The organism is Streptomyces sp. M2CJ-2 (genome assembly GCF_016757295.1).
In the GTDB taxonomy this organism is placed as follows: domain Bacteria; phylum Actinomycetota; class Actinomycetes; order Streptomycetales; family Streptomycetaceae; genus Streptomyces.
In genome coordinates, this window is sequence record NZ_JAESIF010000059.1 from 25066 (window position 1) to 41062 (window position 15997).

The following is a 15997-nucleotide window of genomic DNA, read 5'->3' on the forward strand; positions in this document are numbered from 1 at the left end:
CGTCGGCGCGGGGGCGGGGGCCGTCCGGGCCTGGTCGTGGCAGTGGAGGAGAAGGGCCATGGCACGGCCCGCACACGGCGTGAGCCCGTTCGAGCCGCTGCTCCCCCTCCCTCGCCCACCGTGAAACCGATCACGGGGCGCGACTGAACCGGAGGGCGCGCCGATGCGTCTCCGAGGTCGAGGACCGACCGGGGAGGGTGCCGTCCGATGCTTGACCTGTTGCGCCGTGTGAGGACCCGCGGGTTCCGCCGACCGCGCCTGCCGCGCACCCGTACCGGGCGGCGGCGGCTGGTGCAGGCGGGGATGGCGGCGTGCGTCCTGGCACTGCTGCCGGCGACCTGGATGCACACGGCCGCGGACGGCCGGCTGCGCACCACCGCCGACGTGCCCCGCACGGACGTCGCCGTGGTCTTCGGCGCGGGCCTGTGGGACGGGGAGCCGTCGCCGTATCTCGCCCGCCGGCTGAACGCGGCGGCCGAGCTGTACCGGACGGGCCGGATCGAGGTGGTCCTGGTCACCGGCGACAACAGCCGTGAGGAGTACGACGAGCCGGACGCGATGCGCGCCTATCTGACCCGGCACGGCGTGCCCGACGCACGGATCGTCAGCGACTACGCGGGCTTCGACACCTGGGACTCCTGCGTCCGCGCGAAGAAGATCTTCGGCGTGGACCGGGCCGTGCTGATCAGCCAGGGCTTCCACATCCGCCGCGCGGTCACGCTGTGCCGGGCGGCCGGAGTCTCCTCGTACGGCGTCGGGGTCGACGACCGGCACGACCTCACCTGGTACTACGGGGGCGTCCGGGAGATCTTCGCCGCGGGCAAGGCGGCGGCGGACGCGGCGTTCCGCCCGGACCCGTACTTCCTCGGGCCGGAGGAGGCCGGGGTGGAGCGGGCCCTGGCGGACATCCACGCCCCGAAAACCGCGGACTGACGGCGCGCATGTCGCCGTAGGCCCACGCCATGACGGACACGGCGCGGATCACGGTGACGCTTCCGACCGAGCAACTCGCCGAAGCGGTGGCTCGTCGACTGCGACACCAGTTGCTCGGCACTGACCTGGTGCGTCATCGGGAAGAGCACGGCTCCTTCACCGAGGAAGAGCCGGCCGAGGCTCGCTTCCGGATCTTCGGGACGCCCGGCGCCGACCGCCGTGTCTGAACGGATGACACCCGCGCCCTCGGTCTCACCGCGCGCCCCCGGTCTCGGGGAGGTCGCCGTACCCGGTGTGTGACCGGGGGCGGTGCGGGGCGTAACACGGAGGGCGCAGGGGGTGGGCGGTATGGAGAGTTCCGGGACGCCCGCGCACTGCCCGTACTGCGCGCTGCAGTGCGGGATGAATCTGGTGCCCGGTGCGGCCGGGACCGTCGAGGTGCGGGAGCGGGCGGACTTTCCGGTGAACCGGGGGGCGCTGTGCGGGAAGGGGCGTACGGCGCCCGCCGTGCTGTCGTCGAGCGTGCGGCCGGCCTCGCCGCTGGTGCGGTCCGAGGGGGGTGTGCTGGTGCCGGGGCCTCCTGGGAGGAGGCGCTGGAGCGGGTCTCCGAGGGGCCGGGGCGGGCGCGTGCGGAGTACGGGTGGAGGCGGTGACGCCGTGAGCGGGTCACCCGTTCACAGGCGCGCGGTGCGCCTTTCGGCTTCTTTCCCCCGGACGGGGTCACCGTACGTCGGTGACCTGCCGGAACAGCAGGCGGGCAGGGCCCGGCCGGGCGGGCCCGACACCCGTTCACCGCATTCCTGACCTTCCTTCAGGAAGCGCGCCGTGCCCGGTGGCACTTACCTCGGACAGGCAGGGACGCGACTGACGGCGGCACATGGGGGTGCTGCGGGCGTGACCCCTGCGTGAGCTCGAGGGAGCATCGATGCGAGGTATCGCCCGGTTGCCGACCTGCCTGCCCGGTGTGGCCGGTCTGGCCGGCTCCGCGCTCGCTCTGGCCGCCGTGGGGCTGCTCGTCGCCCCCGCCGGGTACGCCGGGGAGGCGGACGCCGCCCCGGCGGGGCACTCCCACGGCACGGCGTCCGGGGACCTGGAGGTGTACCCGTCCTCGGTCGTGGCCGGCGCGCAGGTGACGGTGAACACCGCGGCGTGCGGGGACCGCGACACGGTCGCGGGGGACGCCACCGCCGTGGGCGCCGGCCGTTTCACCCTGACGCCGAGCGCGCACGAGCGGGGCTCGATCGGCCGGTTCCGGGTGCCGCCGGGCGCGCAGCCGGGGACGTACGAGATCGTCGCGAAATGCTCCGCCGGCGGGCAGCGGGTGACCGGAGACCTGGTGGTCAGACTGAGGTCCGCGGCCCAGCAGGTGTATCCGCACGGAAGTGTGAAGACGGGGGTCGGCAGTGCCCTGGGCGCCGACCCCGTACAGACCGCGGCCGGCGTGGCGGCGCTCGCCGTCGCCGCCGCGGGCGGTACCTGGCTCCTGCATCGCCGGGCGAGAGGCGACGGGATCTGACGGGCACCCTCCGCTGCCCGTCCACCGGTACCGCATGTCCCCTCCCCCTCCGGGTCCGACGCCCCTCGCGGCCCGGAGGGGGGCACGGGGCCGACTCCGAGGAGATCAGTCCACGATGCCCGACAGGTTCGGCCGGGCCGGCGGCCCGAGCAGCACGGCCATAGCCTCCGTGAGCGTCTTCGCCCTGTGCTGCGGGCTGTGGCTGCTGCGCGACGCGGCCGAGACGCCCGCCCCGCCCCAGCCGTCCGCCGCCCAGGCCCACTCCGGGCGCGTCGGTCTCGTCTCCGGCCGCCCCGCCGCGCTGCCGCCCTCCCCGCCGGACAGGGTCCGCATACCCTCGATCGACGTGGACGCGCCGCTGACGGGCCTCTCGCTGACCGGCACCGGCAGCCTCGACGTGCCGCCGCCCGAGCGGAGGAACCTGGCCGGCTGGTACGAGGCCGGCACCACGCCCGGCGAGCGGGGCACCGCGATCGTCGCGGGCCATGTCGACAACGCCGACGGCCCCGCCGTCTTCTACTCCCTGGGCGCCCTGCACAAGGGCAGCACCGTCGAGGTGGACCGGCAGGACGGCCGCACCGCCGTGTTCACGGTGCACGCCGTGGAGGTGTACGACGCGAGGGACTTCCCCGACGAGCAGGTCTACGGCGCGGCGAAGCGGCCCGAACTGCGGATCATCACCTGCGGCGGCGGCTGGTCACGCGGTACCGGCTACCGGGGCAACGTCGTCGTCTACGCCCACCTGACGGGCAGCCGCGGCCACTGACGCACGCCGGGGCGCGACGCGCGTGGCCCCCTGCCTGAAGTTCCGCGGCCCGTCTGAAGTTCCGCGGCCCTGCGGCCTCAGGCCAGCCACTGTTCGTACGCCATGTTCGCCACCAGGGCGAAGACGACCGTCAGCAGGACGACGCGGACGAAGCCGCTGCCCTTCTTCAGGGCCGTGTGGGCGCCGAGCGTGCCGCCCGCGAGGTTGAACACGGCCATCAGGGCCGCCAGCTGCCACAGCACCGCGCCCTGCCAGGCGAACATCGCCAGCGCGCCCGCGTTGGTGCAGCAGTTGACGATCTTCGCGGTGGCGGAGGCGGTGACGAGGTCGAGGTGGAGCAGCGCGGTGAGCGCCAGGACGAGGAACGTGCCGGTGCCGGGGCCGATGAGACCGTCGTAGAAGCCGATGCCCAGGCCGCCGAAGCCGATCGCGGCGAGGACGCGGCGGCGCGAGACCGGGCCGGGGGCGGGCGCGGTGCCGAAGGACGGACGGAGGATGACGAAGGCGGCCACGGCGAGCAGCACCACCATGATCACCGGTTTGAGGACCTCGGTGCTCATCCCGGCGGCGAGGAAGGCGCCGCCCGACGACCCGGCGAGGGCGGCGAGACCGATGCGTACGGCGGTACGGACGTCCACCGGGGCCTTGCGCGCGTAGGTGATCGCCGCGCCCGTGGTGCCGACGATGGCGACCGCCTTGTTGGTGCCCAGCGCGTGCGCGGCCGGGGTGCCGGCGGGCAGGCCCAGCAGCAGGGCCGGCAGGAGCAGCAGTCCGCCGCCACCGACCACGGCGTCGATCCAGCCGGCGGCGAGCGCCGCGAGGCAGAGGAGGACGACGGTGGTCAGCGAGATGTCGGGCATGGCCGTGACCCTATGGACCGGATAGTTGCGCCGTCCATCGAGATGAGCGTTTCCTGAGGTTGAGCCTCCTCACACCCGCCCCTCGCCCCCGCTGAGGGCAGCGTTCCGCGCGGGAAACAGAGGTGATGTCACCGGGTGACACCCGCACCGCGGTCTCGGGGGCATGACCTCGGACGAGCGTGTGGTGGTGATCGACGCCGGCCTCGCGGGCGTACGTCTCGCCCGGCGGCTCGGCGAGCTCGGCACGCCGGTGACGCTGATCGGCGACTGCGTGCAGCGCGCCGGCACGGTGTACGGGGTCGCCGCCCCGGCCCTGGAACAGGCCGACGCGCTCGCCGCGCTGCTCGCCGGGTACACCGGCGTCCGCTGCGCCGGCGCGGCGGTCCTCTCCCGCGGCCTGACCGGCACCCATCGCGGCCGCCCCTTCGCCGCCTCCCCCTCCTGAAGCAGCGCTTCGACCTCAAGACGGGCCGGTGCCTGGACGACGACACGGTCCGGGTCACGGCCCATCAGGTGAAAGCAGCCTGACCTGGCGGGACGGGCCCGTCGGGGCCCGGGGGCTCACCGGACACCGGACACCTCGTACGTCACCCCCGTCAGCTCCTCCGAGGCAGCCCAAAGCCGCTCCCCCATCGCGTCGTCGAGGGTCCAGGGTGCCCGCCAGGACGGTGCGGGCGCCCCGCGCCACAGGGCGAAGGAGGGGCCGATGAACGCATCGGGGCGTATGCCGGGCCTGGTCGCGGCGTACAGCAGGGGCAACGCACCGGCCTCGGCGGACTGGGCGACGATCCGGTTGCCGAGCCGCATCACCCGCTCGGCTGTCCGGCGTCCCTCGGCCCGCGGCCCCGCGATCTGGAGGTTGGTGGCCGCGTACCCGGGATGAGCGGCCGCCGCCACCACGTCACTGCCGTGTGCCGCCAGTCTGCGGGCCAGTTCGTGCGTGAAGAGCAGGTTGGCCGACTTGGAGCGGGCGTAGGCGACCCAACGCCGGTAGCCACTTTCACTGTTGAGATCGCGCGCATCGATGTTGGCCATCGCGTGGGCCATGCTGGACACGGTCACGATCCGCGCGCCCGGCGCCGCGAGCAGCGTCGGCAACAGCAGTCCGGTGAGGGCGAAGTGCCCCAGGTGATTGACCCCGAACTGGGTCTCGAACCCGTCCGCGGTCGTCCCGTGGGGCAGCGCCATCACCCCGGCGTTGTTGAGCAGCAGATCGACCCGCTCGTCCGAAAGGGCGGTCGCGAACTCCCGTACGGAGGCCAGGTCCCCGAGGTCCAGTCGCCGCACCTCGGCCTCGGCGCCCGGCACCTCGCCGCGCAACAGGTTCAGGGCGTCCCGGCCGCGCGCCTCGCTCCGGCAGGCGAGCACCACCCGTGCCCCCGCACGGGCCAGTTCCCTCGCCGCGACGAGACCGAGCCCGCTGTTGGCCCCGGTGATGACGGCCAGGCGCCCTCTCTGATCGGGAATGTCGTTCGCGTTCCATCCGGACACGACCGGACTCCCTCCGCCACCGTCGCACCTGTACGGACCACCGCGGTCAGCCTACGAGAGCCGGGCATCCGCCGCGCGGCAGCCGGTCATCCCCCCGCACGATCCCGTCCATGGCATGTTCATTCCATGCGCCTAGGTTCCCCACCGCACGGCCCCGCCGCCGACCGGCGGCAGGACGGTTCACGACACCTCTGGGAGCGGCAATGGAACGTCGTACCTTCCTTCGCGCGAGCGCCATGGGCGGCACCGGCGCGGTCCTCGGCGGCGCACTCTGGCACAGCGCCGCGTACGCGGCGCCCGCCCAGCCCGGCACGGGCCCGTACGGTGCGCTCGGCACGGCGGACGCCAACGGGATCCGGCTGCCGGCCGGGTTCACCAGCAGGGTGATCGCCCGTTCCGGCCAGCAGGTCCCGGGCACCTCGTACACCTGGCACAACGCCCCTGACGGCGGCGCCTGTTACGCGGACGGCAGCGGCTGGATCTACGTCTCCAACTCGGAGATCAACCCGTCCGGCGGCGCGGGCGCGGTGCGTTTCTCGGCCACCGGCGCCGTCACGGGCGCGTACCGCATCCTGTCCGGCACCCGGCAGAACTGCGCGGGCGGCAGCACCCCGTGGAACACCTGGCTGTCCTGCGAGGAGGTGGACCGCGGCTACGTCTACGAGACCGACCCGTGGGGGACGAAGGCGGCGGTGCGCCGGGACGCGATGGGCCGCTTCAAGCACGAGGCGGCGGCCGCCGACCCGGTCCGCGGGGTCGTCTACCTGACCGAGGACGTCTCGGACGGCTGCTTCTACCGCTTCCGGCCGACGACGTGGGGCGACCTGTCCTCCGGCACGCTGGAGGTACTGGTGGGGGGCAGCGGCACCAGCGGCCCGGTGGGCTGGGCGCGGGTCCCCGACCCCTCCGGCGCCACCGCCACCCGCAACCAGGTCTCCGGCGCCAAGCGCTTCAACGGCGGCGAGGGCTGCCACTACGCGAACGACACCTGCTGGTTCACCACCAAGGGCGACAACCGCGTCTGGCAGTACAACGCGTCCGCCCAGACCATCGAACTCGCCTACGACGACTCCCTGGTGCCGGGCGGCGCCGCTCCCCTGACCGGCGTCGACAACGTCACCGGTTCCTCCTCGGGCGACCTCTTCGTGGCCGAGGACGGCGGCAACATGGAGATCTGCGTGATCACCCCCGAGGACGTCGTGGCCCCCTTCCTCCGGGTGGACGGCCAGTCCGGCTCGGAGATCACCGGCCCGGCCTTCTCCCCGGACGGCACCCGCCTGTACTTCTCCAGCCAGCGCGGCACGAGCGGCAGTTCGTCCGGCGGCATCACCTACGAGGTGAAGGGCCCGTTCCGCGCCTAGCCACTTCCCGCCCGTGCGGGCGCGGTGCACAGCACGCGCCCGCACGAGCGGAGAGCTACCGTCCGGTCACGTCACGTTCGCGTCACGGGTCCACGAAACCTCCACACCCTCCCCCGGTCACTCCCCTACCGTCGGCAGCTCACACCCGGCAGACCGCCCCGGACAGGGGCATGCTGCTGGATATCCGCACATGGCTGGGAGTTTCCCCGTGAACCTGTCCTGCAAGTCCGCCGCCGTGACCGTCGCCGCGCTCGCACTGGCCACACTGCCCGTCACCACCGCCGCGGCCCACGAGGGCAGTCACCCGTTCAAGAACTGCACCGAGGCGTACGACGCCGGGTACTCCGACATCGAGGTGGGCGACGAGCACTACGGCAAGCACCTGGACCGCGACGGCGACGGCGTCGGCTGTGACAAGGCGCCCGCGGGCTTCGTCCCCGCCGACGACAAGGGCGGCGGTTCGCACGACGACGGCACCACCGGCTCCGACGCCGGCGACAAGGGCACCACCGAAAAGGGCGGCGGCACCGACCTCGCCGAGACCGGCGGCAACAGCGCCACCCCGTACCTCGCGGCCGGCGGCGCGGCCGTCGTCCTCGCGGGCGGCGCCGTCCTGCTCGCCTCCCGCAGGCGCCGCAGCACGAACTGACCCGAAGCCTCGACGCGGCGGCTCCCCGCCCGGGGCGCCGCCGCGTCGGCGTCCTCAGGGCTCCGAACAGAACGAGAGTCCGACCACCGCGGGCGTCTCCCCCGGCCGTGCGCACACGGCTGCCGTGGATGGCCGAACGGGTGAGTGCCGCCCGGTTCACCGGCTTTCGGGGAAGGCACTCCAAAAGTGCCTTCCATCCCTCCCAGGAGAGCCCCCATGACTCAAGTCGCCGACTACGTGCTCCAGCGCCTGTCCGAGTGGGGCGTGAAGCGGGTGTACGGCTATCCGGGTGACGGCATCAACGGTCTGCTCGGCGCGTTCGACCGGGCCGACGGCGACCCGGAGTTCATCCAGGCGCGGCACGAGGAGATGGCCGCGTTCATGGCCTGCGCGCACGCGAAGTTCACCGGTGAGGTCGGCTGCTGCACGGCGACCTCCGGTCCGGGCGCGGTGCACCTGCTCAACGGTCTGTACGACGCCAAGCTCGACCACCAGCCGGTGGTGGCGGTGGTCGGCCAGCAGAAGCTGCTGTCGCTGGGCACCCACTACCAGCAGGAGATCGCGCTCGACCAACTGTTCGCGGACGTTTCGGAGTTCTGCCAGATGGTCGTGCACCCGGGCCAGGTCCGGCACGTGATCGACCGCGCCTTCAAGACGGCGCTGACCACCCGGGGCGTCGCCACGATCATCATCCCGAACGACGTGCAGGAGGAGGACGCCATGCCCTCCCCGCCGAAGGCGCACGGCTCGGTCTTCTCCAGCGTCGGCTGGAGCCGGCCCCGGGTCCTCCCCGACCCCGGGGAGCTGCGCAAGGCCGCCGACGTCCTCAACTCCGGCAAGAAGGTCGCCATGCTGGTCGGCCAGGGCGCGGCGGAGGCCGAGAGCGAGGTCGTGGAGGCCGCGGAGCTGCTGGGCGCCGGCGTGGCCAAGGCCCTGCTGGGGCGTGAGGTGCTGCCGGACGACCTGCCGTTCGTGACCGGCCCCATCGGGCTGCTGGGCAGCAAGGCCAGCGACAACATGATCCAGGGCTGCGACACCCTGTTCATGATCGGCAGCAGCTTCCCGTACGCGGAGTGGCTGCCGGACGAAGGGCAGGCCCGGGGCGTGGAGATCGACATCGACGGCCGCATGATCGGCATCCGCTACCCCATGGACGCCCACCTCGTGGGCGACTCCAAGGAGACCCTGCGCGCCCTGATCCCCCTGCTCCGGCGCAAGGAGGACCGCTCCTGGCGGAAGAAGATCGAGAAGGACGTCGTCGAGTGGAACGACCTGTGCGAGCGGTGGGCCGCCCAGCACTTCGGCGACACCATCAACCCCCAGTCCGTCGCCGCCGAACTCTCGCCGCGGCTGCCGGACGGCGCCATCCTGACCGCCGACTCCGGCTCGGGCACCAACTGGTGGGCACGCCACCTCAAGCTCCGCGACGGCATGCGGGCCTCGCTGTCCGGCACGCTGGCGACCATGGGCCCGGGGACGCCGTACGCGATCGCGGCGCGCTTCGCGTACCCGGACCGGCCGGTGATCGCCTTCATCGGGGACGGCGCGTTCCAGATGAACGGCATGAACGAGATGATCACCGTCAAGCGGTACCTGGACCGCCTGTCCGGACCGGCCCCGCTGATCTTCTGCGTGTTCAACAACCAGGACCTCAACCAGGTCACCTGGGAGCAGCGCGCCATGGCCGGCGACCCGAAGTACCCGGGCTCCCAGACCATCCCCGACGTCCCCTACGCCGCCTACGCCGAACTCCTCGGCCTCAAGGGCATCGTCTGCACCCGCCCCAAGAAGGTCGGTGCCGCCTGGGACGAGGCGCTCGCCGCCGACCGGCCCGTGGTCCTGGAGTTCAAGGTCGACGCGGAGATCGCACCGATCCCGCCGCACATCATGAAGACCCAGGCCAAGAAGGCGGCCAAGGCGGCGCTGCACGACCCGGAACTCACCGGCATCGCCACCAAGGGCGTACGCCAGAAGCTCACCGACTACGCCGAGCACCTCCCAGGCCGGGGGAAGAAGTGAGCGCCGCGCAGCGGACCCCGCGCGGTGGACCCCGCCGCCGGACGGGCGGCGGGGAGGTCGTGGTCGTCACCGGGGCGAGCGGCGGGGTCGGCCGGGCCACCGCCCGGGCCTTCGGCGCGCGCGGAAGCTCCGTGGCCCTGCTCGCGCGGGGCGAGTACGCCCTTCAGCGGGCGGCCGACGAGGTGCGGCAGGCGGGCGGACGCGCACTGCCCCTGGTCGTGGACGTCGCCGACGCTCAGGCCGTGGACGCCGCCGCGGCCCGGGTGGAGGAGGAACTCGGGCCGATCGGCGTCTGGGTGAACGCCGCCTTCACGACGGTCTTCGCCCCCGTCCAGGAGGTCCGGCCGGAGGAGCTGAAGCGGGCCACGGAGGTGACCTACTTCGGTTTCGTGCACGGCACCCGGGCCGCCCTGCGGCACATGACGCCGCGCGATCGCGGCACCATCGTCCAGGTCGGTTCGGCCCTGGCCCGGCGCAGCGTCCCGCTCCAGGCGGTGTACTGCGGGGCCAAGCACGCCATCCAGGGGTTCACCGAGTCGCTGCGCTGCGAGCTGCTGCACGACCGCAGCGGGGTGCGGGTGACCATGGTCCAGATGCCCGGGCTCAACACGCCCCAGTTCAGCTGGGTCCTCACCCGGCTGCCCCGGCACCCGCGCCCCGTGGCACCCGTCTACCAGCCCGAGGTCGCCGCCGAGGCGGTCCTGTACGCCGCGGACCATCCGGAGCGGCGCGAGTACTGGGTCGGCGGGTCCACCGTCGCCACCCTGCTCGGGCAGAAACTCGCCCCCGGGCTGCTGGACCGCTACCTGGCCCGGACCGGTTACGACGCGCAGCAGACGGACCGGCCCGTCGATCCGTCGCGGCCGGTCAACCTCTGGAAGCCGCCGGACGACACCGCTCCGGCCGACTACGGCGCGCACGGCGTCTTCGACGACGAGGCCCACCCGCGCAGCCTCCAGTTCTGGCTCTCCCGCCACCGCCCTGGGGGCGGCCGTCGTCGCTCTCGGCGTCCGCGCGGCACGCCGCTGCTGAGGAGGGCGGCGGCCGAGGGGCGGTATTCCCCCGAAGGCATGAAGGCATGAAGGCATGAAGGCATGAAGGCATGAAGGCATGAAGGCACGAGAAACGGCGGCACCCCCGCACGGGTGCCGCCGTTTCCCTTCGTGATCCGGAGCCGTCGCCGATCGGTGAGGGTGGTCGGGTGACAGGCGACGGCTCCGGGGCTCGACTCGCCCCAGAGGGCTCAGCGGTGGTCGCTGCCGTTCGAGGTGACCGCGGCGCGGCCGGCCTCCAGGCGGGCGACGGGGATGCGGAACGGGGAGCAGGAGACGTAGTCCAGGCCGACCTGGTGGAAGAAGTGGACCGACTCCGGGTCGCCGCCGTGCTCGCCGCAGACGCCGAGCTTGAGGCCGGGGCGGGTGGCGCGGCCGGCCTCGGCGGCGAGCTTCACCAGGGAGCCGACGCCGTCCTTGTCGATCGTCTCGAACGGGGAGACGCCGAAGATGCCCTTCTCCAGGTAGGCCGTGAAGAAGCTGGCCTCCACGTCGTCCCGGCTGAAGCCCCACACCGTCTGGGTGAGGTCGTTGGTGCCGAAGGAGAAGAACTCGGCGGCCTCGGCGATCTGGCCGGCGGTCAGGGCGGCGCGCGGCAGCTCGATCATCGTGCCGATGGCGAGCTTCAGCCGCGTGCCGGTGGTCTTCTCGACCTCCGCGATGACCTGGTCGGCCTCCTCGCGGACGATCTCCAGCTCCTGGACCGTGCCGACCAGCGGAATCATGATCTCGGCGCGCGGGTCGCCCTTGGCCGCCCGGCGCTCGGCCGCCGCCTCGGCGATGGCCCGCACCTGCATGGTGAACAGGCCGGGGATGACCAGGCCGAGGCGGACTCCGCGCAGGCCCAGCATCGGGTTCTGCTCGTGCAGCCGGTGCACGGCCTGGAGCAGGCGCAGTTCGTTCTCGTGCGGCTCCTGCCGGGACTCGGCGAGGGCCACGCGGACCGACAGCTCGGTGATGTCGGGCAGGAACTCGTGCAGCGGCGGGTCGAGGAGTCGGACGGTGACCGGGAGGCCGTCCATCGCCTCGAACAGCTCGACGAAGTCCTGCTTCTGGTGCGGCAGCAGCGCCTTGAGGCACTCCTCGCGCTCGGCCTCGGTGTCGGCCAGGATCAGCCGCTCCACCAGCTCGCGCCGGTCGCCGAGGAACATGTGCTCGGTGCGGCACAGGCCGATGCCCTGGGCGCCGAAGCGGCGGGCGCGCAGCGCGTCCTCGGCGTTGTCGGCGTTGGCGCGCACCCGCAGCCGGCGCTTGCGGTCGGCGAAGGCCATCATCCGGTGGACCGCCTCGACCAGTTCGTCGGCGTCGTCGGCGCCCGGGTGCATCCGGCCCTCGAAGTACTCCACGACCGGGGACGGCACGACGGGTACCTCACCGAGGTAGACCTTGCCGGTGGAGCCGTCGATGGAGATCAGGTCGCCTTCCTCGACGACGTGCCCGCCGGGGACGGTCATCCGGCGGCGCTTGGTGTCGACCTCCAGCTCCTCCGCGCCGCACACACAGGTCTTGCCCATGCCGCGGGCGACGACGGCGGCGTGCGAGGTCTTGCCGCCCCGGGAGGTGAGGATGCCCTCGGCGGCGATCATGCCGTCCAGGTCGTCGGGGTTGGTCTCGCGGCGGACCAGGATGACCTTCTCACCGGAGCGGGACCACTTGACGGCCGTGTACGAGTCGAAGACCGCCTTGCCGACCGCCGCGCCCGGCGAGGCCGCGATGCCGCGCCCGATCTTCTCGACCTTCGCCTCGTCGTCGAAGCGCGGGAACATCAGCTGGGCGAGCTGGGCGCCGGTGACGCGGGTGAGCGCCTCGGCCTCGTCGATCAGGCCCTGGTCCACGAGCTGGGTGGCGATCCGGAAGGCCGCGCCCGCGGTGCGCTTGCCGACGCGGGTCTGGAGCATCCACAGCTGGCCGCGCTCGATGGTGAACTCGATGTCGCAGAGATCCTTGTAGTGGTTCTCCAGCGTCTCCATGATCTGCATCAGCTGGTCGTACGACTTCTTGTCGATCTGCTCCAGATCGGCGAGCGGCACGGTGTTGCGGATGCCCGCGACCACGTCCTCGCCCTGCGCGTTCTGCAGGTAGTCGCCGTAGACGCCCTGCTGGCCGGAGGCGGGGTCACGGGTGAAGGCCACGCCGGTGCCGGAGTCCGGGCCGAGGTTGCCGAAGACCATGGAGCAGACGTTGACGGCCGTGCCCAGGTCGTGCGGGATGCGCTCCTGGCGGCGGTAGAGCTTGGCCCGGTCGGTGTTCCAGGAGTCGAAGACCGCGTGGATGGCGAGGTCCATCTGCTCGCGCGGGTCCTGCGGGAAGTCCCGGCCGGCCTCGGTCTTGACGATCTTCTTGAACTTGGTGACCAGCTTCTTGAGGTCGGCGGCCTCCAGCTCGGTGTCGACCGTGACCTTCTTGGCCGTCTTCGCCGCCTCCAGCGCGTCCTCGAAGAGGTCGCCGTCGACGCCGAGGACGGTCTTGCCGAACATCTGGATGAGACGCCGGTAGGAGTCCCAGGCGAAACGGTCGTCGCCGGCCTGCTTGGCCAGACCCTGTACGGACTTGTCGGAGAGGCCGATGTTCAGGACGGTGTCCATCATGCCGGGCATGGAGAACTTCGCCCCGGAGCGGACCGACACCAGGAGGGGGTTGTCGGGCTGGCCGAGCTTCTTGCCCATCGCCGCTTCGAGTGCGTCGAGGTGCGCGCTCACCTCGTCACGCAGTGCCGCCGGCTCCTCACCGCTGTCCAGGTAGACCTTGCAGGCCTCCGTGGTGATGGTGAAGCCGGGAGGGACGGGAAGACCCAGATTGGTCATCTCGGCGAGGTTCGCACCTTTCCCGCCGAGCAGGTCCTTGAGGTCCTTGTTGCCCTCGGTGAAGTCGTAGACGAACTTCACGCCCTCAACGCTCCCGCCCTGCTGGGCTCCATGGAGATCTTTGTTTTCCGACACGGGTCTCGACTCCTCGAGGACGCGGTGGCTGCCCTGACGAGCAGGAACATACCCAGATCAAAGGCGTATGGGTACGTCCACACGTCCACCATGCGGCTGGGACCCCTCCGCCGCCACTGGATCAAAAGTCAAAGACAAGTCAAGGTTCGGCAAGAAATTGCCGCCTCATGTGTTCACTTCTTGAACGTGGCGATTCCGGATTGGGGCGCTCTACGCGCTCACCTGAGCAACGATCGGCACGTCTGATTTCGCTCGATGAACGATCAAAGGGTGGCACTGGGTGCCGCCCTTTGAGAAATGCAGCCACTCATGATCCGCTCATTTGAGCGGACCCCTTATCAAGGGTGGCGAGAATCACGCTGCCGCAGTCGCCGGGATTTCACCATGCGGACGTCTCCCGTACCTCCGGTCCCCACGGGGAGACGGACCGTTGAACGAACCGGTCGGCACGCCCGTACGGAACTGCGGCGGATCCGGACCCCCACGCCGGGTCCGCCTCCTCACCGGGTTTTGCACGGAAGGACCTCCGGGTGCCTGTCTTCACACGCCTGCGCCGGCCGACACGGACCACCGAAGAGCAACGAGGGGACGAGAAGCAGAGGGAGGAGACCCGCCCCACCCCTCCAGCCCTCCGCACCCTCCGCGCCCTCCGCGCCTTCCGTGCCTTTCACTCCTTCCGCAACCGCTACGCCGCTCTGCGCGACCGGCACCCCCGCGCCGCGCGCGCCGCCCGCCGGACCCTGCACGTCCTCGCCGCCCTGCTGGTCGTCGGCGCCCTCCTGCTGCCCGACACCGCCGACGCCCTGCGCCTCGACCGGTTCGCCCGGATACCGGCCGAGGCGATCATCGGGGCCGCGCTGCTCCCCGCCCTGCCGCGCCGGCCCCGGATCGTCGCGGCCGCGCTGTACGGGGTCGGCCTCGCCGTGCTGACCGTGCTGAACCTGCTGGACATCGGGTTCAACGAATACCTGGGCCGGGGCTTCAACCTGGTCCTCGACTGGGGGCTGCTCGACGACGCCCAGGCCTATGTCGGGGACTCGATGGGCCCCGCGACCGCCACGGCCGCCACCGTCGGCGCGGTCGCCCTCGCCCTGTTCCTGGTGGTCGTGATGGCGCTGGCCGCCGTCCGGCTGAGCGAGCTGCTGGCCCGGCACCGCGCGCGGGCCGCCCGGGGCGCCCTCGTCGCGGGCACCGTGTGGATCACCTGCACCGCCCTCGGCCTGCAGGTCCTCGGTGCGCCGATCGCCTCGGACCGGGCCTCCGCGGCGGCGAAGGCGCAGGCCCGGCGCGTGGTGGACACGCTGCGCGACGAGGCGGAGTTCGAGAAGGTGGCGCGTTCCGACGTCTTCGCGGCCACACCTCCCGGCGGGCTCCTGCCCGACCTGCGCGGCAAGGACGTGCTCATCACGTTCATCGAGAGCTACGGCCGCACCGCCCTGGAGGACCCGGTGATCGCCCCCGGCGTCACCCGCACCCTCGACACCGGCACCGAGACCCTCGCGAAGGCGGGGTACCGGGCCCGCAGCGGCTGGCTGACGTCGGCGACGTTCGGCGGCAGCAGCTGGCTCGGCCACTCGACGGCGTTGTCCGGCCTGTGGATCGACAACCAGCAGCGCTACCGCACCGCCACCGCGAACGACCGCCTCACCCTCACCAAGGCGTTCGGGAAGTCCGGGGCGTGGGACACCGTCGGCATCATGCCGGGTGTCCAGAAGAACTGGCCCGAGGCGAAGTGGTTCGGCCTCGAGAAGGTCTACAACGCCTTCCAACTGGGTTACCAGGGGCCGAAGTTCAGCTGGTCGACGATGCCGGACCAGTACACCCTCGAAGCCTTCCAGCGCCTGGAGCACGGCAAGGAGCGCGACCGGGGCAAGAACCTGATGGCGGAGATCATCCTGACCTCCAGCCACCAGCCCTGGGCGCCCCTCCCCGAGATGGTCGGCTGGGACGAACTCGGCGACGGCTCCGTCTTCGGCCCCATCCAGAAGGCGGGGAAGGAACCCGGCAGCCTGATGACGGACGCCACCAAGTCCCGTCAGGAGTACGGCAGGTCGGTCACGTACTCGGTGACCGCCCTCACCCGGTGGCTGGAGCGCTACGGCACCGACGACACCGTCCTCGTCTTCCTCGGCGACCACCAGCCCCTCGCCCGGGTCAGCGGCCTGCGGGCGAGCCGGGACGTGCCGGTGACGCTCGTCGCCAAGGACCCGAAGGTGCTGGAGAAGATCGCCGACTGGAACTGGACGGAGGGCCTCCGGCCGGCCGAGGACCCCCCCGTGTGGAAGATGGACGCGTTCCGTGACCGTTTCCTGAAGGCCTACGGCTCCGTCCCGCACCCCTAGTGCTGCGTTCCTCAAAGGAAGTAAATAAAACGGCGGCGTAGTGTGCGGGTCGGTGGTGCGGGGCGTCCC

12 protein-coding genes and 2 pseudogenes are annotated in these 15997 nt (G+C 72.0%); 11 read left to right on the forward strand and 3 right to left on the reverse strand.

Annotated features, from left to right (window positions below):
• The first annotated feature begins 207 nt into the window (after window positions 1-207).
• From JL475_RS30340 to JL475_RS30360, 5 genes and pseudogenes are all read left to right on the forward strand, one after another.
• A complete protein-coding gene (locus tag JL475_RS30340; protein ID WP_202281171.1) occupies window positions 208-933 on the forward strand; it encodes a vancomycin high temperature exclusion protein in 726 nt (241 codons plus the stop codon).
• A 29-nt stretch (window positions 934-962) separates the two neighbouring features.
• Window positions 963-1160 (forward strand): hypothetical protein, encoded by a 198-nt coding sequence (locus JL475_RS30345; RefSeq protein WP_202281172.1) that lies wholly within the window; start codon window positions 963-965, stop codon window positions 1158-1160.
• A gap of 121 nt (window positions 1161-1281) precedes the next feature.
• Window positions 1282-1574 (forward strand): annotated as a pseudogene (locus tag JL475_RS30350) (nitrite reductase); the annotation flags it as partial.
• Window positions 1575-1858: 284 nt separating this feature from the next.
• Window positions 1859-2449 carry a hypothetical protein gene (locus tag JL475_RS30355; protein ID WP_202281173.1) on the forward strand — a complete coding sequence of 197 codons (591 nt, stop codon included), beginning with the start codon at window positions 1859-1861 and terminating at the stop codon, window positions 2447-2449.
• A gap of 115 nt (window positions 2450-2564) precedes the next feature.
• Window positions 2565-3215 carry a class F sortase gene (locus JL475_RS30360; protein ID WP_202281174.1) on the forward strand — a complete coding sequence of 217 codons (651 nt, stop codon included), beginning with the start codon at window positions 2565-2567 and terminating at the stop codon, window positions 3213-3215.
• Window positions 3216-3292: 77 nt separating this feature from the next.
• Here JL475_RS30360 and JL475_RS30365 read toward each other — a convergent pair whose 3' ends face one another.
• Window positions 3293-4075 (reverse strand): sulfite exporter TauE/SafE family protein, encoded by a 783-nt coding sequence (locus tag JL475_RS30365; RefSeq protein WP_202281175.1) that lies wholly within the window; start codon window positions 4073-4075, stop codon window positions 3293-3295.
• A gap of 373 nt (window positions 4076-4448) precedes the next feature.
• Here JL475_RS30365 and JL475_RS30370 point away from each other — a divergent pair.
• Window positions 4449-4603 (forward strand): annotated as a pseudogene (locus tag JL475_RS30370) (nitrite reductase (NAD(P)H) small subunit); the annotation flags it as partial.
• Between the two features lie 33 nt (window positions 4604-4636).
• On the opposite strand, the gene JL475_RS30375 reads toward JL475_RS30370, so the two are convergent.
• The gene (locus JL475_RS30375; protein ID WP_202281176.1) at window positions 4637-5566 is read right to left on the reverse strand and encodes an oxidoreductase; all 930 of its coding nucleotides are present in this window, start codon (window positions 5564-5566) and stop codon (window positions 4637-4639) included.
• 203 nt (window positions 5567-5769) lie between these two features.
• Between JL475_RS30375 and JL475_RS30380 the strand changes: the two genes are divergently transcribed.
• The 4 genes from JL475_RS30380 to JL475_RS30395 all read left to right on the forward strand — a co-directional run bounded on the left by JL475_RS30380 (window position 5770) and on the right by JL475_RS30395 (window position 10677).
• Window positions 5770-6927, forward strand: coding sequence for an alkaline phosphatase PhoX (locus JL475_RS30380; protein WP_202281177.1), 1158 nt, complete (start codon window positions 5770-5772; stop codon window positions 6925-6927).
• Between the two features lie 190 nt (window positions 6928-7117).
• On the forward strand, window positions 7118-7576 hold the full coding sequence (locus JL475_RS30385) for an excalibur calcium-binding domain-containing protein (RefSeq protein WP_202281178.1): 459 nt from the start codon (window positions 7118-7120) through the stop codon (window positions 7574-7576).
• Window positions 7577-7792: 216 nt separating this feature from the next.
• Window positions 7793-9595, forward strand: coding sequence for a thiamine pyrophosphate-requiring protein (locus JL475_RS30390; RefSeq protein WP_202281179.1), 1803 nt, complete (start codon window positions 7793-7795; stop codon window positions 9593-9595).
• Complete coding sequence (locus tag JL475_RS30395; protein WP_307825199.1) at window positions 9592-10677, forward strand: SDR family oxidoreductase; 1086 nt, start codon at window positions 9592-9594, stop codon at window positions 10675-10677. The genes JL475_RS30390 and JL475_RS30395 overlap by 4 nt, the downstream gene beginning before the upstream one ends.
• Window positions 10678-10838: 161 nt before the next feature.
• Here the strand turns inward: JL475_RS30395 and ppdK are convergent, their stop codons facing one another.
• Window positions 10839-13532 (reverse strand): pyruvate, phosphate dikinase, encoded by a 2694-nt coding sequence (gene ppdK, locus JL475_RS30400; RefSeq protein ID WP_202281183.1) that lies wholly within the window; start codon window positions 13530-13532, stop codon window positions 10839-10841.
• A 749-nt stretch (window positions 13533-14281) separates the two neighbouring features.
• On the opposite strand from ppdK, the gene JL475_RS30405 reads away from it, so the two are divergent.
• Window positions 14282-15928: a CDP-alcohol phosphatidyltransferase gene (locus JL475_RS30405; RefSeq protein WP_202281185.1), complete on the forward strand. Its 1647-nt coding sequence runs from the start codon at window positions 14282-14284 to the stop codon at window positions 15926-15928.
• The last annotated feature ends 69 nt before the right edge of the window (window positions 15929-15997 follow it).